Genomic DNA, 22,611 nt, shown 5'->3' on the forward strand with positions numbered 1-22,611 from the left:
TGCTAAATTTCACTAAACTGAATGGTTACTTAAAGATTTCCTGATTTCAGCTGCGATGGCTGCAGCGAAGCGGCTGTTCGGGGAAGCATCCGGTTCCGTTTACTCAATGAAGATCGCCGGTTTAGAGGGGAAACTGCTGCTCTTTCTTCCGCCAGCCTCGTCGTCGCGCAGTTCTTCCGCCCTGACCACCAAGACATCGCACCCAAACTCTCTTGAAAGGAATGCACTGTTTTCCTTCAGGCAATCGAACTCATCCACCGCCAGTGCCGTCTCGGCTGTGGCCTGTAATCTTCCCTGCTGCCTTTCACGGGCAATGTTCCTGAGCAGTTTTTCGAGTCCGTTTCTGTCTGCTCCCTGTATTTTTTTCCTGAGGGCTGAAGCTTCCTCCCTGCTGTTCCTATATTCCATGTCGAGCAGTTTCCTCTTCCAATCCTCGGCAACAATCAGCCTGATGCTCTTTGGTCTGATACCTGTCACCCTGAGTATTTCCTGCACGTCGGACATCACACCTTCAAGATATTTTTCAGCTGTCAGCGATGCGACTTCAACCTTTATGCTCTGCCTGTCAGGCAGTAGCTGCGTGCATACGGATCCTTCGTGGCCTGCGTTTTCCCAGGCCTCCTCGCACACGTGCGGCGTAAAGGGTGACAGCATAAGAATCTGCATCGAGACAAAATGATTCATCGTCTTCCTGTTAAGTCTGCCCTCCTTTCTTCTGGTATACCATCGTAATGCATTCTGCATGTCAAGCAGGCTTGCCCTGACAGCCGGCTTGTAGAGCATATTGTCCATCGCATCGGCGTAAGAGAGGTAGAGTGAGTTAACTGTCGATATCATCCATCTGTCTAAGTAGTCTTCGTCCTGTTCACTGAGCCCTTCGAGAGAACGCGCAGTCTCGAGCATCTGTAAAAGCCTCTTTCCCGCTGATTCTGCAAAATCCTGGTCCCAGTTGGGATCGTTGAAACCCTCATCTGCATAGGCCTCGGTGATACGCGTGACATCTGCACCGAACATTTCCAGTGCACTGTCGAGGGCGAGCGCATTTCCTGCGGATTTGCTCATCTTCGAACCGCTAATTGTTATCCACCCGTTGACGCCGTACGATCTCGGCCATAGCTCTTTAGGGAATAGCGCGACATGGTTGAATATTGAAAAGGTAAGGTGATTTCCAACGAGGTCCTTGCCAGAATTCCTAAGATCGAGCGGATACCAGTAGAGGAATTCATTTCTCATGGATTCTGCAGACTTCACATCGAATCCGCCTGCCTTTGCAGCGGCTGCGGCGTTGCCCTTCCCAAGGAAGACGTAGTCGAAAAATTCCGTCCCGATCATCCTGTCTGAAATGTTCCTGCCATCCTGTATCCATTCAGCTATTGTGTAATAGGCCATGTATATGGTGGAGTCCGAAAGCGATTCTATTTTCCATCCGCTGTCCCAAGGCAGCTCCGTTCCGAGTCCGGTGTGGTGAACACATGCCCAGTCCTTCAGCCAGTCTATCACGTTGTCGAACTGTTTCTGCATGAATGCAGGAAAGAAACGCATCGTTGCAACCGCTTCATGCGCAAGTCGCTTCCACTCATCATCTCCGTAAGCTAGGAACCACTGGTTATCAACGACCTTGACGATGCACTCTGTAAGACATCTGCAGACAACTTCGCCCGATGGCTCATAGAATATGTCTGCAGTTCCTTCTTCAATCATTTTTTTCTTTATTGCGTCTCTCGCCGCATCAACCTTCATGCCGGCGTATGGTCCGCATGTCTGGAGCATTGTGCCGTTGTAGTAGCCTTCCCTGTATACTTCCTCCCTTGCCGCGTCCAGTTTTTCCTTCTCATTCTGGCTTTGAATGTGCATCCTTTCAATGACCTTCTTTGCGGGCAGAGTTCCGTAGCCCGGCGTATCAATGATCTCTATCGGCTTAATTTTCAGTACCGTTTCACTTTCTGCCTCATTCATTCTGGAATTTCGTGCAGTCTTCTTCAGATCGAGCAGCGCGATGTAGTCGTCAGGCGAGTCGCTGGGCACTGAGGTTACAATGCCGGTTCCCTTCGACGGATTCGCAAATGAGGCCGCCAGTACAGGGATCCATCTGTTCATAGTGCTGGAGAACACCTCCGTCCCGGTCAAGGAACTGCCCTGAACGCTCCCCTTCACCACAACATCCTTGCCCTGCTCACCGAGCTTTTTTGCACACTCCCTGCTAACAATCCATGTTTCACTGCCGACCTGGCAGCGAACATAGGTAACTTCCGGATTGATCCACAGATTTGTCTGTCCATATGAGGTTTCAGGTCTCAGTGTTGCGGTAATGATGAATTCACCAGCATGAGTTCTGAATTTCAGCAGCGTGTATTCAGTGGGCGTTTCCCCCTCACCCCGTAGTCTGTCGTGGTCGCCCACAGGTATATTGTCCTTGGGGCACCAGATTACAGGATGCGAGCCTATCCTTACATAATTTTTCTCTCTCAGCAGCGTGAATTGCCATCTCACAAATGAATCATAGCTCTTATTCAGCGGTGTGGTGATGAACTTCCTTCTCCAGTCTATCGACATCCCCAGTTTCCGCATGCTCTTTTCCCATCTTTCAGGAAAATACCTTGTCCAGTATACAGGATCGGCGAAATGCGGTATTTCGCCATCAGGTATGCCCATCGATTTCATCATGTCTATCTGTCTGGGCTCTGCTTCGCTTATTCTCTTGGCCGCTGCGACTATGGGCACTCCCGTGCAGTGGAATGCGAAAGGGAACAGTACATTGTAGTTCAGCATCCTCCTGTATCTGCACTGGAAGTCTACCCGCAGCGCAGTGAAGGCATGTCCGATATGCGGCAATCCGTTCATGTAGCTGTAAGGATAAGTTGCAAAGAATTTTTTTCTGCCGTCCGGAACGGATTCATACAAACCCGTTTCATCCCATTTCCTGCGCCACTTGTCCTCTATGCGGAAAATTTCCTTACGTTCCGATGCCACAGCGATGCCTCCATTTCCAACCAAATATGTCCAAGCGCAACTGCGTTAATAATGATCGTAGTTGACCAGTTCGTGCAGCTGTTTTGCCGGAGGAACAGAAATTACCTCGCTCGCGGTGCCAAGCGGAGAGATTGAGACAATTCTGCATTCTTCAGGCGCACCTATAATCTCTCTCACCTTTTCCTCCCTGAATGAAAACTGCCAGTCTGTATGCATCCCCATCTGGCCGGCCACAATAGTGATGCGCCCGATGAGCATGCCGGCATCTACAGAAAAGCTGTTCAGGTAACCCCCAAGTGTGGGATATGCATCATCCGGCATCCCGCAGACAATCATTGCAATCGGCGCCTCGATGAGCGATTTGTTGTTGGAACAGGCCGCTGAAATGCTTTTCTTTGTCTCCTCGCTACGAATGAAAACTATTTTCCATGGCTGTCTGTTGTCCATAGAAGGACAGCTTCTGATGGCCGCACTGAGAAGCTTGAGTTTTGATTCATCAATAGGTGTCTGCGAAAATCTCTTCGGCGCTATATTGTTCCTGAAAATTTCATTTGCTTCCATTCAATCATTCGTCCGGACTAACATACAATCACTGAAAAGTCGGCGGTTCCAACTGCCTCTGAAAACGATTGATCGGTCACAGCATCTCCTCTAAAAAACTGTTACCACGCTGAACTCATCAGCAAAAAGGCCCATCATGCTCATGTTATTGCCTGTCTCATACCCTTACTTAAATATTATTTTTTGCATGCGCGCGGCTTTGCTATTGAATCAAAAATTCGCTCCGAATCCTCACGATTTTAGGTATTTCAGGGTTAGAGCTACAGCCTATCCGCCTGGATCTGCACCCTAAAGCGCATCGGCTGCATTCAAAAGTCTAATATGCACATGATCGCTTTGATCCGTTGTCGTTTATTAACAGGTGATCGAAAATGGAATTCAGAAAAGAAATTGATTCTCTTGGCGAAGTGGCTGTTCCGGCGGATGCATATTATGGAGCCCAGACCCAGCGTGCTCTTCAGAATTTCCAGATTAGCGGAATCCACCCGTTTGATGAATTTCTCTGGGCAACGGCAGCAGTTAAACTCGCGGCAGCAAGGGCCAACATGATGACGGGTGAACTCGATGCCGGGAAAGGGGAGGCGATTGCCAGGGCAGCACAGGAAATACTCGAGGGCAGACTCAGGGAACAGTTTGTTGTGGATGTTTTTCAGGCAGGGGCCGGCACGTCCCACAATATGAACGCAAACGAGGTGATAGCAAACCGTGCTATTGAACTCCTTGGAGGCAGACGAGGCGACTATACCTTGGTTCATCCCAATGACCATGTTAACATGTCACAGTCCACCAACGACACCGTTCCGACAGCAATCCGCATCTCATCCATCAGACTTATATCTGAGCTGAATGCTGAACTCAAACTGCTCATAGAATCGCTGAACCGAAAGGGGAGAGAGTTCGACAATGTTGTAAAATCGGGAAGAACCCATCTGGAGGATGCAGCGCCAGTAAGGCTTGGCCAGGAATTCAGGGCATATGCCGACATGCTTGATTATGATATGAAGAGGCTTGCCCACGTGATGGAAAACCTGTCGGAACTGAACATCGGTGCAACTGCCGTTGGAACCGGAGTTAACGCCGATCCGCTTTACGTGAAGAAAGTGGTGAGTGAGCTGACCTCAATTACAGGTTTCAGGCTGAAGAATGGAAAAAGTCTCATGGCGCTTACGCAGTCGATGACAGACTTCGTTGAAGCATCGGGAGCTGTGAAGGCGCTGTCTTCTGATATCACAAAGATTGCAAATGACATCAGACTCATGAATTCGGGTCCTGTGACAGGCCTTGGGGAAATCACTGTTCCGCCTGTTCAGCCCGGCTCTTCAATAATGCCGGGAAAGGTCAATCCTGTTATTGCTGAATGCATGAACATGATTGCATTCCAGTGCATGGGCAATGATCTGTCGCTTCTGTTTGCGTCCCAGGCCGGACAGCTTGAGCTGAATGTGATGATGCCCCTAATAGCCTTCGATATGCTCTTTTCGCTCAGGATTATGAAGAATGGTTTGCGTATGTTCCGCGAAAAACTGATAGACGGAATTGCAGCCAACGAACAGAAATGCAGGGAAATGGTCGAAAGATCGCCCGGAATTGCTCTGGTGCTCAATCCTTACATCGGATACGGAAGGGCGGCAGAGGCGGTGAAGGAATCGCTGAAGACAGGTAAGGCAATCAGGCAGATCGTGCTGGAAAGAGGATGGCTGGACAGCAAGATACTAGACAGCGTACTTGATTTCTACGCGATGACCGAGCCGGGGATAAAGGGGAAGAAACCCGGCAGGCGTTCAAATTGAATTAATGCGGAAGCGGCGTTCAGCGGGATGCAACTCCGTGATCCACGGAGGCTTTTCATGTATTCGCCAAGCCATGAATAAAATGGGCCATGCCGCGCCATGTTTCCCAGTGTTTCGATATGTTGACTGTGAATGATGCGCTTGCGTTGCGCTGATTGTGTGTTGTTTAATCATCTATTTATAATCCCTGCTTTTTGCTCATTACTGAAACGCTGATAAACCGAGGTTATAAGAATGGTTGAGGCAAGTGTTCAGGCAGGGGCTCCGGCCCAGGTCACCCAGAGACGGAGAGTTACCAGAGGCGAATACGTTGTTGCTTTCAATGAGGAAACAAACCCCGAAGTCAATGTGATAAGGTTCAACCCCACAAACGGCCAGATGTTTGATTTTGAACCGGGACAGTTTGTTTCGATTTCTGCTGTCAAACCAGACGGCAAGAAGATCGCAAGGGACTATTCAATCTTCTCCCCTCCCTCCTTCAGGGATGGCTTCGAGCTCTGCATCAAAAGAGTTGAGGGCGGCTTTATGTCAAACTACCTCTGCGATCTGAAGAATGGCGACAAAATAAATGCAATAGGGCCAATGGGTGCATTCACTATCAGGAAGCCGCTGCCGCCCGAAATATTCTTCGTTTCGACCGGAACCGGCGTCGCACCATTCAGGAGCATGGCTGAAACAATGCTTTCGCAGGGCGTAGGCGAGCAGATATATCTGATATTCGGAACAAGGCACCCGGAAGACATCATTTACCGCTCCTATTTCGAGGAACTTGAGAGCAAGTACAGCAATTTCCATTATCTGCCCACTCTCAGCAGGGCAGATGACACCTGGAAGGGTCACAGGGGGCATGTCCAGGAAACGCTGAAGAAATACCTGCAGGATCCTGCAAGGAAGGATGTCTATATATGCGGCCTGCAGATAATGGTCGACCAGGTGAAGGATCTGGCTGTTTCCTCGGGGGTCAGTCCAAACAATGTCTACTATGAGCGTTATGACTGAATGCAGTTTCGTCAGTGCCCCTCAAGACAACCGCACATTCAATCAGCATTAAATACGAATTAATGTTCACAGGTACAGCAGGTAATCCCGCTGTAAAACTGCAGGTGATAATGCTGCCGGAATACAAGCTGCCGGAACGATGTGACGAATGCCCTTTTTTTATACAGGTCTTCACTCAGGAGCTGAAGAGGCGGACACCGGATGGCCTGAAATCGGTTCCTGTTCTCACCGGGCTGTGCGGTGCGATGCGCCTGAGTGAAATAAGGGTGAATGTTCCGCGGTACGAAACAACGCACAGGCGCGCAGGTGACTCAAAATGCTATTTTTCATCGGGGGAGGGCATAGTGCTCTCCACGAAGGTTGCATGGCTTGTCGAAAAACAGAGGATTCTCAAAACCTCGAGCTGATGACATGCAATCAGAAAATTCTTGACGCGTGCGCCATTTCCGACGTGGCAGCCTCTCCTGTGCCCTGATCGGAAATTGCGATAAGGCCTACAGACACATCCTGCTCGTAGAGTGCAACGCCCTTCTCCACAGCCTGCTGCGGATGCATTCCACCCTCAATCAAATCGTAGACCGTTTTGGAAAGGACCTTCCTTATTATTTCCTCACCTATCCCGGTTGCAGCAACAGCCCCGGCACTGCCGGCATAAATGCCGCAGCCGATCATAGGCACATCGCCAACCCTCCCTTTCAGCGCTGGAAAAGTTCCGCCTGTTGAGTTTGCTGCCGCAAACTCTCCATCTGCATCTCTCCCAACCGCCCCTACTGTGTCCACATTGTAATATCTCCAGTTTTCAGGCCACTTTGGTCTCTTCCCTGACTTGAATTCCTCAAGTCCGGTCCTGAGCCTTTCCCTCGTCCTTTGCGTACTGTTGTCGTATTTCCCGAAGCCCTTCTTTTCAGCAAATTCCTGGGCACCTTCGGCAACAAGCAGAATATGCGGCGTCTTCATCACTTCACAGGCGACCCTGATGGGATTCCTGATCTCCCTGAGGGAGGCGACCGCTCCGCATTTGCCTGCTGATGTCATAACTGCTGCGTCCATATAGGCGACACCGTCAAATCTCAGTACAGAACCAGTTCCTGCATTGAAACGATCATCGTCTTCCATTACCGTGACTGCCTCCACAACCGCCTCGAGAGCGCTTCCGCCTGTCCGGAGAAAGGAAAACCCTGTTTCGGCAGCACGCGCCGGTCCGTCGCTCAGACTCGCGGGAGACCCTGCGCCTCCGTGGACTGCGATCCCATATTTCACGGCAGACCATCCGTTCTTATTATCTCAAACTTTTGGAACCTTTTGCCGTTATTTTGCTCCGTAGGCATGCGTATTCTGTCTGTTCACAGACAGATGCTGCAGGCTGATTCAAAGCAGTTCGTCCAGCAGGGCAGGCAGATCCCTCCTTACGCATACAAACATAGGCGTATCCCTCACAGTGTAGCGGCTTGCTTCCGTATTTCGCAATTCCATCACGAGTGTCTGAAAAGCATACAGGTCGTTTCCGTCGAAGGACAGGAAGAAATCCTGATCTCCGATTCCGAACGAATAAGCTGTGTTAATGCGCACACCGGGATATTTCCTGCCGACCATGATATGCTCCTGCATTATTCTCCTTCTCTCCTGCGGTGAAAGCAGATACCATTCCCTTGTCTTTATGAAGGGGTAGACAAAAAGCAGCTCCCCTTCCCCACTCTTCAGATGCACTTCAGATTCGCCGTCCGCGCTGTACTCGGAAGAGCGTTTTGTGCACAGATAGGTGTAGGGTGTCTCCAGATATCTGAACAGTTTCAGTTTGCGGGAGGCAGCAAGCCTGCGCTGCATTTCCAGAACATCCGCATGGCTGAAATGCAGCATGAAGTCGGTTTCAGGCCGCAGCCCTGCCAGCGAATAGGAGTTCACGAGCAGCCCGCTGTTCTCCATGTAGCCGCTGAATTCCTCTTTCATCTGCGTTCTCTCTACCCCGCTTCTGTCCATTGCCTGTCTTGAAATTCTGTAGAAGGCAAAGTTATGTATCTCAGTTCTTCCGTCCCGGCTGTCTTCGCCCATTGAAATCACACAAAATATTCCACTCGCTGCTTTTTGTATTCCTTGGTGCTGTAAAGTATGACATAGTCCGCTATTCCAGTCTGTTTTGAAATTTCCTCAGCAATCTTTTCACATTCCTTCCTCTCCCTGCCGTGTATCATCGTAAAAGTGCTGTATGGCCAGTCTTCATAAGTCGGGCGCATATAACAATGGCTCACCTCATTGATTTTGGACGTCACATCAGCAATCCTTGCAGAATCCTGCTCATCAGCCTTCCAGCAGACCATCCCGTTAGCCACAAATCCGGCCTTCTGATGTCTCAGGATCGCCGCAAATCTCCTCATGACACCGAGCCTCTGGTAGTAGTCGAACTTCCCGAAGAGTTCTTTTACGCTCATGCCCAGTTCATCAGCCACAGGATTGAACGGCCTCTCAATGATACGAATATCTTTCTGGGTTGCCCTTATGAACCTCTTGTCATCCTCGCCCGCCGAAAATGGCGTTTCCCACTGTCTTCTGTCTTTCTGTTGCTTCATTTCTTCCCCGGTCATATTGAGTCTAACGCCAATCTTGTAGAGTTTCAGCGCAGGAAGGAGATGCCAGCGGCGGATCCCATTCTCCTCTGCAAGCCTGGCCGCCTCGGCCGTGACATCTGTTCCGGGAGGCGTCGCCAGCGTGAACCAGAGATTGAATTCACTGTCCCTCCTGTAATTGTGGCTCACTCCGGGATGCATGTTTATGCGTTCAGCAACGGCATCCACATCCCCATCCCCCACAGCAAAAGATACGAGAGTGCTGGAATACCCAAGTCTTCTGGTGTCGTAGATTGCGTTAATCTGCCTGATTATTCCGGATGCTTTCAGCTTCGAAACACGCGAAATTGCGTCGCTTTCATCAGTGCCGACCTTCCTTCCGATTGCAGCGAACGGCTTCTCGTCCAGCGGGAATTCCCACTGTATTTCGTTCAGCAGTTTTCTATCCGTACCGTCGAGCAAGTCTGTGGCATCCTCATGTCTGCCATCACTCCTGCTTATCAAACGAATTCACCTTCCTGACGGCAAGCTCGGCCGCCTCGGCCTTCCTTCCCTGATCCAGCAGTATCCATATTTCAGGATCGTATACAATGGAGCAGAGCATCTCCCGTCTGCGTGACATTTCGGGTATGGAATGGCGAAGTCTGCTCCTGAGCGCTGTCTGCAAATCAAGCATTTCCCAGAAACTTCTGTTAAGTGCATTCATTATTGTCTCTTTAGTAAATCTTGCCATGGTAGGGGACATTCCGTTTGTGGAAATGGATATTGTAAGCGGTCCTCCCTTGATCATAGAACCGAAATAAACATCTGATGATGTTACGTCGACGTTATTGCACAATATCCCCTTTTCAGCACAGTAGTTCATCACGACATTGTTGAATTCGTGATCGTCGGTCGCGCATATAACCAGAAAGGGATTGCCAATTGCCTTCAGAATGTCATTTCCATGTGCTTTTATTTTGCCTACATTCAGGTTTTCAAAGTCATCGCTGAATGTGTCGCTGTAAACAGTGACGGACCCTGCATAGGGTGAAAGAAGGGCAGCCTTGTGAAACGCTATGTCGCCGCCCCCGACGATTACGACATCCCTTTCCGCCAGGTTTATCAGAAGCGGAAAATGCCCTGCATGTTCCGGGGAACTGCCGTTGTCATCCCCAATGGAATTTAGTGTCTCTTCCATTATCTCGGCTGCCTATTTGCTGAACCGATATAAGTAGTCTGCAGAAGTGCCTGTGTCATTTATTGCGCCGATAGCAGCGGGTGGCGCTCGGTTCCGGGGCAGCGCTCAGGGAAGCATGCAGTAGTTTATCGAGACCTCGCAAATATCAGTCGAGTAATATGCAGTCCTCCTGATGGACTCCTCGATCAGTGCAAGATTGATTGCCTCCTCTCCCTTGACCTTCTGTATTTTCCTTGACAGTTCAGAAAGAAAATCCTTGAGCGATTCCCTTTGATCGATGACCCTGTTCGCTTCCTCGACGTTTCTTCTGAAGAAAGCATTCATGGCTCCATCCAGCATCCGTATTGCTATCTGGTGGGCGTTAGCGAACTTCTCCTTCATTTCGCCGCCAGGCTGAAATTCATTGAGCTCCCCGACTGATTTGGCAATCTGCACCGCATGGTCTCCAATCCTTTCAAGATATCTGGCAATCTGGAAAAAAGAGTTACTCTCATCGACAGTTATCCTGAGCTTCTCCGACAGCATCATATTTTTCATCATCATGTTGTGCACCTTCATGATAATCCAGTAAAGCCGGTCAGCATCGTAGTCTCTGTTTATCACATCCACCGCTAAAGAAGCATCACTGTTCATGAATGCACCGACGGCATCCTCCTGCATGGACTTCACAATGAGATGCAGGCGCCTTACTCCCTTTTCCTGCGAGAGTTCAAGCGGATCGCTCAGATCCTTGATGACTATGTTGTTTATGCTCTCTTCCACAATCTCAACACCTGTAACAGATCTCGTGAAATGCCTTATTCTCTCCTTCATTGAATTATCTATTCTTTCCTTTGCCCTCACTGTTATCGTGTCGAAACCCATCACATAGGCACCTATCAGCATCCTCTCGAGATGTACGGGGCTCTCCTTGCCTATCATGAATTCCTTGATCCTTGACCTGCGCGCTTCCATGATTGTCGGACTCACATTGAGTATTCCGCTGTCGCCAATTGAAAGCGCAAGAAAATCGCCTGTCTTAACACCCATTTTCCTTACCCATTCCTTTGGCAGTGATATGGTGTAAGTTGAATTGCCAGTGAACTGCACTTTTCTTGTTTCCATAATCTCTATAGTAACTAAATAAGTATATATTTTAATGTATCTCTATATAGAATATATAAGCTATATTGATAAATCAACCCGGTCTGTTCCGCATCTGTGACAGCGTCAGCAAATCAACCTGAAACAGTGCAGTCGTCGGATATGTCATTCAACCCGCTTGTCAGATGCCGGTGGTCCTGATTGGGGAACAGCCCCGCACAGAGCCCTTTTGCGTCTCTGGATGAACAGGGAATCAGAAAATTTCACATAAGAACTCTAATCGTCTCGGGAATGGGCTTTTTCACGGACGCGTACGATCTGTTTGTCATAGGCGCGATACTTCCCATTATAAGTGTTTATTTCGGCATATCCGACAAGTCTCTCACCTACGCACTCATATCCAGTTCAGCGCTTTTCGGTGCAATTATAGGACCGCTGATTTTCGGACCTATAGCGGACAGATTTGGCCGCAAGATTGTTTACAGTTTCGACCTTGTGATCCTGATATTGGCCGCGATCGGCTCCGCAACATCGGCTAATCCGAGCCAGCTCATCCTCTGGCGGTTTCTTCTCGGCATAGGCATCGGGGCAGATTACCCTGTAAGCGCAACAATAATGTCCGAGTTTTCCAACAGGAAGGACAGGGGAAAGCTTGTTGCCTCCGTCTTCGCAATGCAGGGATTCGGCCAGCTCACGGGAGCACTGGTCACTGTTCTGACGCTCCTTCTTCAGGCACCACTCTCGCTTTCCTGGAGAATACCGCTTGCAATGGGAGCAGTCCCGGCAATTGCAGTTCTGTATGTGAGGAATAAAATATCCGAAACACCACGGTTTGCAGCATTTTCAGGAATGCAGTCCGGAGATGCGAATGCAGCCGTCACAAACAGCGCTGCACTGACTCAGGAAGAGCAGAGGAGATACGGTATCAGGATACCAAAACGCGATATTTTTTCAATGTATATACCGCTTATACTCGGAACCTCACTGTGCTGGTTCGCCCTGGACGTTGCGTTTTACGGCACAGGAATATTCACCAACACCATAATACACAGCACAGGTTCCATTTCAATCCTGCATTCCACCGAAATCACTGCAGCAATTTTCCTTTTCTCTGCTTTCCCGGGTTACTGGGCGGCTGTTTATCTCATAGATAATCTGGGAAGAAGAAAACTGCAGGTTCTCGGTTTCCTCTTCATGGCAGTCGCATATTCTTCAATAGTGCTTATACCGTTCATTATTTCGGATGTCACAGCTCTCTTTGTCGTATACGGTTCAACATTCTTCTTCATCAACATGGGTCCGAACACGACCACGTTTGTCGTTCCTGTTGAGGTGTTCCCCACCCAGGTGAGGAGTACTGCCCACGGCATAGCCGCCGCATCCGGCAAATCGGGCGCAGCAATGAGCGCGTTTCTGTTCCCGTTCATGCTGAGCTATATTCATTTAAGCGGCATCTTTTCATGGCTCGCCGTGATATCGGTGATGGGTGTCGCGCTTACGCTGTTATTCATACCGGAGGGGCAGGACAGGCGTCTCGAAGAAGTCAGCGGGGAGGAGAGACTGCTTAAAACATATTCGGAATTTTCGGATCTGACTTCGGAACTCACTGAAAAGATCGTCTACGCCTCGGAGGAGACAAACAGATTCGTGCAAACCTGGGGCGATACTGCAGATATTTCCAGGAGAGTGAAGGAAATAGAGCATGACTGTGACGAAATAGTTCACAGGATCTTCGTAAGGCTTAATACAAAATTCATTGCGCCGATAAACAGAATGGAAATAGTTTCGCTTGCGCAGGCGCTGGACGATATAATGGATTACCTGGAGGCAACAGTTGCGAGATTCGCAATGTATCACATAGAAAAATCAGACGACAGCATAAGGGAATTCATGGGCACTATTGTGCAGTGCACAAGAGAAGTTGCCACAGGAATTCAGCACATAAACGACATTTATGACAAGCGGTTCGACAGGATAGTCAACAGCTGTATCGAAATCAACAAGTATGAAAACGAAGCGGACACAACACTCCGTGTGTCACTCGAAAATCTCTTCAGGGGGACGGACGCGATAGAGATCGTAAAGCTGAAGGAAATTTACGACAACCTGGAAACTGTAACGGACAAATGCGAGGATGTTGCCGATATACTCAGGGATCTGACTGTGAAATACAGAGGCGTCTGATTGCCTGCGATGGAAGGTCCTGTCTGCCTTTAATATTCAGCTTTTATACTTTTTCAGCATCTCCTGACCTGGAGCGTTGATTTGCGAAACATTCCGAATACCGGTAAATCTGTCGGTAAAAGGGACAGCAGCGTAAGCGCCTCCTCCCTGATCCGCAGGCTCAGGCGGATAGACCGCATTGAGAGGCTGCCGGAATTCAGAAAGGCCGTGAACCAGCTCCGCATCTCCCTGAGAGGTTCGGACGTCGTTGCGGTTTACGAAGACGGTGACAGTGGTTCTGAACGCACGGAAATAACGGTTTCGGCCATTGCCAGAGAACTCGAACAGATGCTTGGCGCCTATACGCTGGGACGGGCGAAATACTACCTGCACAGGCTGCTGAGGGGACTGAGTGAGACGAAGGAGAACGGCCTCAACGATATGAATATGAACAGATGGAAAGACTACGGTGACATCATAACGGACAGCCTGTGGATTTTTGACCGGAGAGACAGATCCGGCTCGCACAACGCGGGTTACTGGGGCAATTTCATACCACAGATTCCGTACCAGCTCCTGAACAGATTTACAAAGAAGGGGCAATGGGTTCTGGACACATTTCTAGGAAGCGGCACAACGCTCATTGAATGCAGAAGGCTCGGAAGAAACGGCATAGGCATAGAGCTTTCTGCCGAAGCAGCACATGCCGCGGCCAACTCTATTGGCAGGGAAGCAAACAGATACGGAGTCCGAACTGAAATAATCAGGGCAAACAGCATCGAACTGGATTATTCAAGAGTGCTTGAAGATGCGGGCATATCATCTGTCCAGTTCATACTTATGCATCCGCCCTATTGGGACATAATAAAATTCAGCGGGGATCCGGCCGATCTTTCCAATTCCCCATCTGTTGAAGATTTTCTACGTGGGATCAGGTCGATCGCCGAAAGGACGTATCCGTATCTTGAAAGTGGAAAATACATGGCCCTTGTAATCGGCGACAAGTACTCCGGGGGGGAATGGATTCCGCTGGGATTCCGTTCGATGGAGGAGATCCTCCGCACTGGTTACAGGCTAAAATCGGTTATAGTGAAAAATTTTGATGAGACGAGGGGAAAAAAATCGCAGAAGGAGCTGTGGAGATACAGGGCGCTTTCCGGTGGTTTCTACGTATTCAAGCATGAATACATTTTCCTCTTCAGAAAGGGTTGAATCATGCCCGGAATTGCATCTGCCTCGACGGGCGTGCATCAAGGTGTGTACTCGTAAATTGTTGCGAATCCGTTTGTGTACACTTCAACAAAATACTGTGTCTTCAGCATGGCTTCAAAATAGGGCGGTATCGGGTTATCTGGCTGGTTAGGATAGAAATTTGCCGATGCAAGCATCTCCTTGTCCAGTATTATGTAGCCTACCCTCGCAGGTCCGTAAGGCGTTCTGGAGCTGTTCAGCCGTTCGAGGAGCTGCTGAATGTCGGCTGAATGAAATACGGGATAGCCGCCAAATTCCCAGGTAGCCTCTCTATTTCCATATCCGAAAATAATCGAGCTTAGCCTGTGATCGGAGGCAAATGTGGAATTCTTCTGCGTGTTCCATGCGGCCCAGTTGGAAGCATCGAGATCCTGAAACGGGGTTGCGCCGATCTTGGATGGCGATGAAAGCTGCGTGCTCGCGGCTGTTATGGATGACGTCGAAAGTATGAGAATCACGGCCACTGCAACCGCACCCCAGACCCTTCGCTCAGGCTTCAGCAGCACCTCGATAGAGGTTATCGCTGCAAAACCGACAATGAAAGAAAGAATGAGGTAGAGGTACTCGATTACCCTGAGGGGCACCAGGTATGATATCCCTGTCGCCATGCCAAACACAATTATGACCAGGACAGAGATCAGCAGGAGACCGAGAATCGCACTTTCAGTTTTAAGGGAAGAAAACTGGAGGAAAAGGAAACCGCCCAGTACAGGAAGAGCAAGGGAAGGTGTGAAGAGCACTGTCAGCGGGTTGGGATAGACCGGTATTGATGGAAAACCAATCACAGCTACTATTGTCGCCGCAATCAGGGTCCCTGTCACAACAGCTGCTATTTCAAGCCTCATTCTTGCTGAATTTACATGGAAATGTAACTGCTTACCCTGAACAGGCGAGTACCTGCCTGCAAACCATATTATGAATGCGGTGGCGAACGGCGCGACGATCGCAGCAGGCAGGGGCATTATCCTGACAATGAAAAGGGTCACGAACTGCGGCGCCATTGTCAGCCAGTAAGCTAATCCGGCAGCCGATATCAAAACAAAGGAGAATAGCGACTTTTCCAGTTCCCTCGAGGCGCTTCTTCTCAGGAATGAATAATAGAAGAGCGCAAGCATCAGGAACAGTATGATAAATACAGTCCCGAGATGATACGAAGGCAGCATCGCGAAAGCTATCAGCATGGAAGAGACAAACCTGAAAATGCTTCCCGGGGAAGTAAGATAGAAGTACAGGAAGAAAATGAGCAGCAGTTCACCGAACGTATCGGACGAAAGTATGGAAGTGTGGCCCGCAGTTACAACAGATGCCGAGTAGAAGAGCGAAGCCATAACCGCACCGCCCCTGCTACCGGTGAGCGTTCTAGCGAGAGCTGCAACCGGAAATACAAGAAGGGATGAAATGAAGGGCATAGAAAGTTCGCTTATCGCCGATGAAGAAACGCCTGATGCCGCAGAGAGCGCTCCCAGCAGCTCATAAACACCGGGGAACTCTGTATACGTCTGTCCGAAACCGGTATATGGAAAGGGAATCCTGCCATTTGCTGCAAAATAGTTGACTATGTAGTAATTTTCACCGGTATCTGGTCCCCACACATTGAAGCTCAGCGGCATTATGAGCCTTATCATTAATGAGGCAAAATAAAGCGAAAGTATTGAATAAAAATACCATTTTCCCTCTTTCATCTACCCCGTGAATCGGCCAACTCCTATAAATCCGATGCATATTCGACTCTGCTGTCTTCCATACGCCAGTAATATGTGCCCGATGACCAATATGCCCGACAGTAAAATGGGAAATGTTATGTTATCCCGCTGGCTGCCGGCATGGGCTCTTGCAGCAGTATCTGCAGACGGGTCTGAAAAAAGGCAATTTCTTTATCCTATGTCCCATAATGGTATGGCGGCCCTGTTATGCCGTATCTGAAGGATGTATATCTTGTCCATTACGTAAGGAGTGCTTTCAGCAGATCCAGACCAAGCCAGCCTGAAAGGGATGTATTCAACACGATTCGGATGGATGAAGTCCTTTCAAGGCTAATCATGCATGCTGTTTCGAGCAATTCCATCCGCGCTGCTGAAATCAATGATGTCATAGTTGGGTGCGCCTACCAGCGCGATGAAAACTGGACGTTCGGTGGAAGACACCCTGTATTCCTCTCACACCTGCCGGCTGAGGTCCCTTCTGCAGCCGTCGACAGGGCGTGTTCATCTTCGCTGAACGCGATTTCATTCGGCGCGATGGAAATTATGACCGGCGCAGCCGACATAGTACTCGCCGGCGGGATGGAACATATGACACATGTTCCCCGCCTTTCCAACAGGCTCTGCGAACCCCTCCTGAACGACGCATCCTACTCTTCATACAGAATGGATGTAGGTTATCATATGGGTCTCACCGCCGAGAAACTTGCAAGGGAACGGAATATTGGAAGGGCTGAGATGGATGAATACGCGCTCCGGAGTCACCTGCTCGCGACAGAAGCGCTCGAATCGGGTTTTCTCCAGGGTGAAATACTTCCGATTGAAGTCGGCAGCCCGGATTCCAGGATGGTTGTTGACAGGGACCAGAGCATTAGGGCCGATACAACTTCTGAAAAGCTGGCGGCTCTTCCGCCTGCATTCATGAAGGACGGCCTTATTACTGCGGGCAATTCTTCCCCTCTTAACGCAGGTGCATCGCTGGTAACACTGATGTCAGGGGATAAGATGAATGAGCTGGGTATAAAGCCGCTCGCAAAACTCGTTTCTCTAGGATGGGCGTCAGGTGATCCGTCCATTATGGGCGCAATGGTTGTGCCGGCAATCCGAAAAGCGCTGGAACGCGCTTCCCTGTCGGCTTCGGACGTTGACCTCTGGGAGATAAATGAGGCGTTTTCTGTCGTTGTTCTGAATGCAATCCGTGAGCTGAAGATTGACAGCGGGACCGTGAATGTCAACGGCGGGGCAATCGCGATAGGTCATCCCCTGGGTGCAACCGGTGCAAGACTTGCCGGAACACTTTCAAGAATGCTTGAGGCAGGAAAAGGCGATTATGGTGTGGCAGCAGTCTGTGTCGGCGGCGGGCAGGGATATGCTGTCGTACTGCAGCGCGTTTAATCAGGAATGCAATGCCGTTTTCTTCAGTCAACTGCAGTACAAGCCGACGGGATATTTCCAAACGCTCAAATCAGAGGCCCTGAGGTCATCGTGTTTGTCTGAAGATCCACCAGATTCGATAACTTGGCTGTATTCATTCCTCCGAAATCGGAAAATACGATGTAGACGTAATGGCCAAGATGGCTGACCGCAAATGAGAAGCCGAGCACCGAGGAAAAACCGGATATTGTGGAGTTGTGCGGAAGAATTATGAACGCATAACGGTAGCTTTTGTAAGCAGAATATACGTAGTGGCTTGTCGGGAGGAAACTGTGCAGTTCACCTATGGAAGAGTTGATCGAATCATAGGCTGTTTGCGCTTCTGATGATGTATTGTAGAGGACTATTGTTATCCTGATGTAATTGCTGCCTGAAGTATAGTTCGTTGACTCCGCCCTTACAACTGACAGGGAAGGTGTAATGCTTCCTGAAAGTACGGTGGTATTCAATTTCTGGCTGCTGTAGCTTGTTCCAGCCGCACTGTTCACACTCTGAACGCTCGGGAAAGCGAAATGAGGTGCAGTACCGAACGGTATGAAAGCGAGGACAACTGCAATCGCCACTATCACCACGGCGAAGAAACCGGCAACCATCTTTTCTTCTTTCTTCAAATCCGTCTCAACTCCGTCAGGAATGCCTGCCTATACTCAGATTGATTGCATTATTTAATCCCGCTTGCATAGAAAATCATTGTAATGAGGCAGGCCGTGCACTCTTCAATTTTACTGGCTTCGCCGGTCAGCGCTATTGCACTTTTCAAAAGGTCTGTCAGCGACACTGAGTGTATTGAGGATCTGCAAAATGTTTTATCTTAATGCGGCTGATTGTTCGGTTATGCCAAAAGTGCTATCGACCTGTGTACTCCCGGGCAAGTATTTCGAATTACTCAGAGACAGCGTGGATTTGCAGTTATGGCCGAATGAAGGAGTCCCGGACAGCTCATGGCTGAAGGCAAACATGGGCGACAAAGAGGGTCTCATTGTCACGCTGTCCAGCAGGGTGGACAGAGAACTGATTGATGCAAGCCGCAAGCTGAAAGTCATAAGTACCTACAGCGTGGGATATGACCACATAGATGTCAGGCATGCGAGGGAACGCGGGATATGTGTGACCTATACGCCCGATGTCCTGACAGGTGCAACGGCCGACCTTATATTCGGTCTCCTGCTTGCCGTCAGCAGGAGAATTGCAGAAGGGGATGCCTTCATCAGGAGTGGAATGTGGACAGAACCCTGGCGACCTGATTTCATGCTCGGCCATGATGTGAATGGAAAGACGATTGGCATACTGGGGGGAGGGCGAATAGGAAGGGCCGTTGCCAGAAGGGCATCAGGTTTCGACATGAACGTTCTCTACAACAGCAGGAGCCCGAAACCCGGCTTCGAAGGAAGATACGTCAGCCTGAACACGCTCATCCAAATGTCCGATTTTGTAGTTCTGACAGTCAGCCTCAACAGCGAAACGTTTCATCTTATGAATGAGGAGAGGCTTATGATGATGAAAGCCGGAGGCTTCCTGATAAATGCTTCCAGAGGGGGAGTAATTGACGAGACCGCACTTTTTAAAGTACTGAAGGAGGGCAGAATAGGCGGAGCTGCACTTGATGTATTTTCAAGGGAACCGCTCGGATCAGGCATTGCCTTTGGAAATCTGAAAAATGTAGTGCTCACGCCACACCTCGGCAGCGCCACGTTTGAAACGCGGTTCAAAATGACAGAAGTGCTTGTCCGTGATTTGCTTGCGGTCCTGAACGGCTCTCCGCCCGCACATGCTGTAAAATGAACGGCGATCGGCCGACAGGGAAAAGAAATTAATTCTTTTTTCGCGCGGTCCCGTCACCGTCCCTGCTGAATTCTTCCCCGATTACCCTCAGGAGTTCAAAAATGACACCAAGTCCTTTTCTTATGTCCGGATCAGAGGGAGACAGAAGCGAAAGTCCTCCCTTCTTTGCCGGTGCGTTTTCAAGCTGTTTAATCAGCGAGTCTGATGAAAGCACTGCCAGCATCCTCCTCAAAACAGGCGATGATGCCGCATTCAGCAGCGCCTGGACGTCTCTCCAGTGTGCAAGAACCTCTGAAAACAGCTCGGATAGGTTGGCGGCAGATTCGTCGTTCATGCCGTCACGAAACGACTTCAGTACGTAAGCACCGTCGATCAATGTATCCAATACACCCTCGCGTTCTATTCTTGCCAGTTTGGAAAGTGCCGACGTTATCTCTTCGCCGGTAAGGAGCGAGGAATATTGCTTCCAGAAGGACATAACTTCGGTCAGGTTGCCGAACAAATTCTCTATCGCATCGTCGTTCAGTCCCTCCCTGACGGCTCTGAGCACATACCCTGCACTTGCGAGATTCTCCAGGACTCCTTCCCTCTGCATCCTGCCCAGAAGGTCGATGGTTTCCGCAAGTTCGCTGCTGTCCCGGCGGAGGGTATCAGCAAGTTTCAGCGTATCGTCTGTTGAAAGGGCGGAGGCCAGCTCAAGCAAACGGGAAGCTGTTCTGGAGACAGACTCTACAGCTTCGTCGTTCAGTCCTTCCCGCATTCCCCTGACAGCAGCCAGTACATGCGATAGCGCTTCCAGCTGGCCCTCATCCACAAGCTTCTTGAATTCGGTCATAACACTGTTGAACTTCGGCAGATCTGTTATGAAATCGTGCAGTAGCTTTTCTTCCGCAGTGTCGAGTACAAATCCACGCTCCTTTACGGCTCCATTTTCGCTCAAATCTATCACCATATGCTCATTATTTTGCTGCCTTCATTCTGCGCCAGAAAGCTTGTAAGACCGCCTATGCTGTCAACTACGTCTGTATAGTCCTCCTTCCTGAGGTTGAAGAGTTTGGACGCCATGCTGCAGGCGATCACCTTCACCCTGCCGGTTGCCTTTGCTTTCGCAAGATATTCGCCATACCTACCCCCGTTTTCGTTTTCTTTTATGGCACGCGACGAATCTCCTGATGAACTTATCAACGGCACTTTCCTGAATGCCTGAACACCGTCCATGGTAGCAAAAATTTCAGTCTCATCACCCATGCTCGATGCAAGGAATGCCGTCATCGCTGCAAATTCTACCTTTTCCAGGCTGTTTGAGCCGAGAACAACCGCTATCTTCAAGCGCGCATCACCAGACTCAAATCAGCGTTCGAGCGTGCAAGCTCCAGTACATTTTGTTGTATGCCAGCTTGCCCCACCAGTATATCTGTGAGGGCATAGGGGGGTTTGGCGGATGGTTGTAGTCAAAGCGTATGTAGGTGGCCTGATCCATTCCAGTTGCAATGAAGCAGAAGACAGTACCGGGATAGTTCTTCTTGCTGTCTGTTCCGGTAACATCTGCTGCAACATTGTGGCTCACAACGTATGATTCGTAGTCTGCGGTAGAGCCTGCCTTTGAAATGGCTATGTCGGTGGTGTCTCCCATGGCGTAGATGTTGTCGCGCCCCTTAACCTGGAGTGTGAATTTATCTGTTGCGACCCAGTTCCTTCTGTCACCAAGACCGGAGTCGCCAATCACCTGCGCTCCCTTATGTGGCGGTATGCTGACAAGAAGGTCGTAGTTGAGCGTTTCGCCTTCTTTGGAAGTCATCTTTTTTGCATGCTGGTCAACGGAAGCAAGAGTGAACTGGCTGTGAACATTTATGTTGCGCTCCTCGAAAATGTGCAGCATCATTCTGTTCACATTGGGTATGCCGAAAACGCCGGCGACCGGATAGCAATAATCTATGCTGATCTTGTCCCTTATTCCATTCTTCCTGAAGTAATCGTCCAGCATCAGCGTTATTTCAAGCGGCGCGACAGGACATTTATGCGGAAGCAGGGATGTGTCCACGACCACTCTTCCCTCTTTAAATGACCGGACCTTCTTCCACATTTCCTGTGCCTTTGAAAGGTCAAAGAATGTGTCGGCACCTTCGCTGAAACCCGGAATCTCGCCAGGCTGTATGTGAGATCCGGTAGACAGGACAAGATGGTCGTATTTGTGTTTCACACCGTCGGAAGTGCTCACTTCGCTGTTATCCGCATCAATTTTTGTTATGAGTCCCTTGTCTCCGGTTATGAATCTGACCCTCCTGTCAAGCACGGAGCGTTCCATAACATAAGTTTCCTGAGGCTGCATTGCACCCATTGCTACCAGAAGAAAACCGGGCTGGTAAAAGTGTTTCTCGCTTTTATCGAGCACTGTCACGTTTACATTGCCGCTGTCAATTTCATTCGAAAGCTTTTGAGCGATTCTGTTGGCAACAATAGTCCCCCCTATCCCTCCACCTGCAATCAGTATATTTTTCATTCATTTCACCTTCTGTATGACCATCCTGTATTTTCCGTCCTCAGATCTGTCGACAACCACCTTATTTCCAGTCTTTGCCGTCCAAGCGAGTACGTCGTTTCTTGTTGCCTCATCAGAAACAATTATCTCCACCCCTTCCCCGGCATATGCGTCGTTCATTGCACCGGATAATTCCCCAATAGGACCAGTACAGCTGGATGACGTGGCATCTATCGACTTATACAACTTCATCCCCTCCATAGCAAGATCTCCCGAAATTTATGGAAGACATTATGAAATTCCACAAATTTAATACTTATCTGAAATTTCTGTGTCGGACATGGGCCGCTTAGCTCTCTCCCCGCGGTTAACGAACAGTGGCATCTGCGGATTATGCGGCTGCCAAATAAAACCAGGAATTTGAGCGGAGGCCTGTATGACACTTTCATGTTTGCATATGACTGTTCATGTCAGATGTGTGAGATGTGATAGAGTGCGGCACTGTCAATCCTCAGATTGCAACTTTAACGAGCTGCTACGGGGATGCGTCCCTGTTGCTCAGTATTGCACACTTCCATCCCTAATATTATTTGTCACACTGTTATTGTTTCATCCCGTATCCAGTGAATCTGTAGGTTACAGATTCACTGACTGCGCA

20 protein-coding genes are annotated in these 22,611 nt (G+C 49.5%); 7 read left to right on the forward strand and 13 right to left on the reverse strand.

Annotation, left to right across the window (positions count from 1 at the left end; all coding sequences use genetic code 11):
- Positions 1 to 99: 99 nt before the first annotated feature.
- Positions 100 to 2,970 (reverse strand): leucine--tRNA ligase, encoded by a 2,871-nt coding sequence (gene leuS / locus KIS29_03885; protein ID MBX8639461.1) that lies wholly within the window; start codon positions 2,968 to 2,970, stop codon positions 100 to 102.
- A 45-nt stretch (positions 2,971 to 3,015) separates the two neighbouring features.
- A complete protein-coding gene (locus KIS29_03890; GenBank protein ID MBX8639462.1) occupies positions 3,016 to 3,531 on the reverse strand; it encodes a nitroreductase family protein in 516 nt (171 codons plus the stop codon).
- A gap of 371 nt (positions 3,532 to 3,902) precedes the next feature.
- Between KIS29_03890 and KIS29_03895 the strand changes: the two genes are divergently transcribed.
- The 3 genes from KIS29_03895 to KIS29_03905 all read left to right on the forward strand — a co-directional run bounded on the left by KIS29_03895 (position 3,903) and on the right by KIS29_03905 (position 6,727).
- Positions 3,903 to 5,321: an aspartate ammonia-lyase gene (locus KIS29_03895; protein ID MBX8639463.1), complete on the forward strand. Its 1,419-nt coding sequence runs from the start codon at positions 3,903 to 3,905 to the stop codon at positions 5,319 to 5,321.
- 234 nt (positions 5,322 to 5,555) lie between these two features.
- A complete protein-coding gene (locus tag KIS29_03900) occupies positions 5,556 to 6,320 on the forward strand; it encodes an oxidoreductase (protein MBX8639464.1) in 765 nt (254 codons plus the stop codon).
- A gap of 110 nt (positions 6,321 to 6,430) precedes the next feature.
- Entirely contained in the window at positions 6,431 to 6,727 is a 297-nt protein-coding gene (locus KIS29_03905; GenBank protein ID MBX8639465.1) for a hypothetical protein, read from the forward strand.
- A gap of 10 nt (positions 6,728 to 6,737) precedes the next feature.
- On the opposite strand, the gene KIS29_03910 is transcribed toward KIS29_03905, so the two are convergent.
- From KIS29_03910 to KIS29_03930, 5 genes are all read right to left on the reverse strand, one after another.
- Entirely contained in the window at positions 6,738 to 7,580 is an 843-nt protein-coding gene (locus KIS29_03910; GenBank protein ID MBX8639466.1) for an isoaspartyl peptidase/L-asparaginase, read from the reverse strand.
- Positions 7,581 to 7,688: 108 nt separating this feature from the next.
- Complete coding sequence (locus KIS29_03915; GenBank protein MBX8639467.1) at positions 7,689 to 8,369, reverse strand: chlorite dismutase family protein; 681 nt, start codon at positions 8,367 to 8,369, stop codon at positions 7,689 to 7,691.
- 5 nt (positions 8,370 to 8,374) lie between these two features.
- Entirely contained in the window at positions 8,375 to 9,343 is a 969-nt protein-coding gene (locus tag KIS29_03920) for an Lrp/AsnC family transcriptional regulator (GenBank protein ID MBX8639468.1), read from the reverse strand.
- 25 nt (positions 9,344 to 9,368) lie between these two features.
- Positions 9,369 to 10,061 carry a bifunctional precorrin-2 dehydrogenase/sirohydrochlorin ferrochelatase gene (locus tag KIS29_03925; protein ID MBX8639469.1) on the reverse strand — a complete coding sequence of 231 codons (693 nt, stop codon included), beginning with the start codon at positions 10,059 to 10,061 and terminating at the stop codon, positions 9,369 to 9,371.
- A gap of 105 nt (positions 10,062 to 10,166) precedes the next feature.
- Entirely contained in the window at positions 10,167 to 11,165 is a 999-nt protein-coding gene (locus KIS29_03930) for a phosphate uptake regulator PhoU (GenBank protein MBX8639470.1), read from the reverse strand.
- 180 nt (positions 11,166 to 11,345) lie between these two features.
- On the opposite strand from KIS29_03930, the gene KIS29_03935 reads away from it, so the two are divergent.
- Both KIS29_03935 and KIS29_03940 read left to right on the forward strand, forming a co-directional pair.
- Positions 11,346 to 13,328, forward strand: a complete 1,983-nt coding sequence (locus KIS29_03935) for an MFS transporter (protein ID MBX8639471.1) — start codon at positions 11,346 to 11,348, stop codon at positions 13,326 to 13,328.
- An 81-nt stretch (positions 13,329 to 13,409) separates the two neighbouring features.
- The gene (locus KIS29_03940; protein MBX8639472.1) at positions 13,410 to 14,519 is read left to right on the forward strand and encodes a DNA methyltransferase; all 1,110 of its coding nucleotides are present in this window, start codon (positions 13,410 to 13,412) and stop codon (positions 14,517 to 14,519) included.
- Between the two features lie 38 nt (positions 14,520 to 14,557).
- Here the strand turns inward: KIS29_03940 and KIS29_03945 are convergent, their stop codons facing one another.
- Positions 14,558 to 16,240, reverse strand: a complete 1,683-nt coding sequence (locus KIS29_03945; protein MBX8639473.1) for a hypothetical protein — start codon at positions 16,238 to 16,240, stop codon at positions 14,558 to 14,560.
- 228 nt (positions 16,241 to 16,468) lie between these two features.
- Here KIS29_03945 and KIS29_03950 point away from each other — a divergent pair, with 228 nt between their 5' ends.
- Positions 16,469 to 17,653, forward strand: a complete 1,185-nt coding sequence (locus KIS29_03950) for an acetyl-CoA C-acetyltransferase (protein MBX8639474.1) — start codon at positions 16,469 to 16,471, stop codon at positions 17,651 to 17,653.
- Between the two features lie 65 nt (positions 17,654 to 17,718).
- Here the strand turns inward: KIS29_03950 and KIS29_03955 are convergent, their stop codons facing one another.
- On the reverse strand, positions 17,719 to 18,303 hold the full coding sequence (locus KIS29_03955; protein ID MBX8639475.1) for a hypothetical protein: 585 nt from the start codon (positions 18,301 to 18,303) through the stop codon (positions 17,719 to 17,721).
- A 223-nt stretch (positions 18,304 to 18,526) separates the two neighbouring features.
- On the opposite strand from KIS29_03955, the gene KIS29_03960 reads away from it, so the two are divergent.
- The gene (locus tag KIS29_03960; protein MBX8639476.1) at positions 18,527 to 19,474 is read left to right on the forward strand and encodes a D-glycerate dehydrogenase; all 948 of its coding nucleotides are present in this window, start codon (positions 18,527 to 18,529) and stop codon (positions 19,472 to 19,474) included.
- Positions 19,475 to 19,502: 28 nt separating this feature from the next.
- Here KIS29_03960 and KIS29_03965 read toward each other — a convergent pair whose 3' ends face one another.
- The 4 genes from KIS29_03965 to KIS29_03980 are packed head-to-tail and all read right to left on the reverse strand — an operon-like array spanning position 19,503 to position 22,214.
- On the reverse strand, positions 19,503 to 20,414 hold the full coding sequence (locus KIS29_03965; GenBank protein ID MBX8639477.1) for a DUF1641 domain-containing protein: 912 nt from the start codon (positions 20,412 to 20,414) through the stop codon (positions 19,503 to 19,505).
- A 5-nt stretch (positions 20,415 to 20,419) separates the two neighbouring features.
- A complete protein-coding gene (locus KIS29_03970) occupies positions 20,420 to 20,803 on the reverse strand; it encodes a DsrE family protein (GenBank protein ID MBX8639478.1) in 384 nt (127 codons plus the stop codon).
- 16 nt (positions 20,804 to 20,819) lie between these two features.
- Positions 20,820 to 21,974 carry an NAD(P)/FAD-dependent oxidoreductase gene (locus KIS29_03975; protein MBX8639479.1) on the reverse strand — a complete coding sequence of 385 codons (1,155 nt, stop codon included), beginning with the start codon at positions 21,972 to 21,974 and terminating at the stop codon, positions 20,820 to 20,822.
- Positions 21,975 to 22,214, reverse strand: coding sequence for a sulfurtransferase TusA family protein (locus tag KIS29_03980; GenBank protein MBX8639480.1), 240 nt, complete (start codon positions 22,212 to 22,214; stop codon positions 21,975 to 21,977).
- Between the last annotated feature and the right edge of the window lie 397 nt (positions 22,215 to 22,611).

The sequence above is a fragment of the Candidatus Sysuiplasma jiujiangense genome, from assembly GCA_019721075.1.
Lineage (GTDB): Archaea > Thermoplasmatota > Thermoplasmata > Sysuiplasmatales > Sysuiplasmataceae > Sysuiplasma > Sysuiplasma jiujiangense.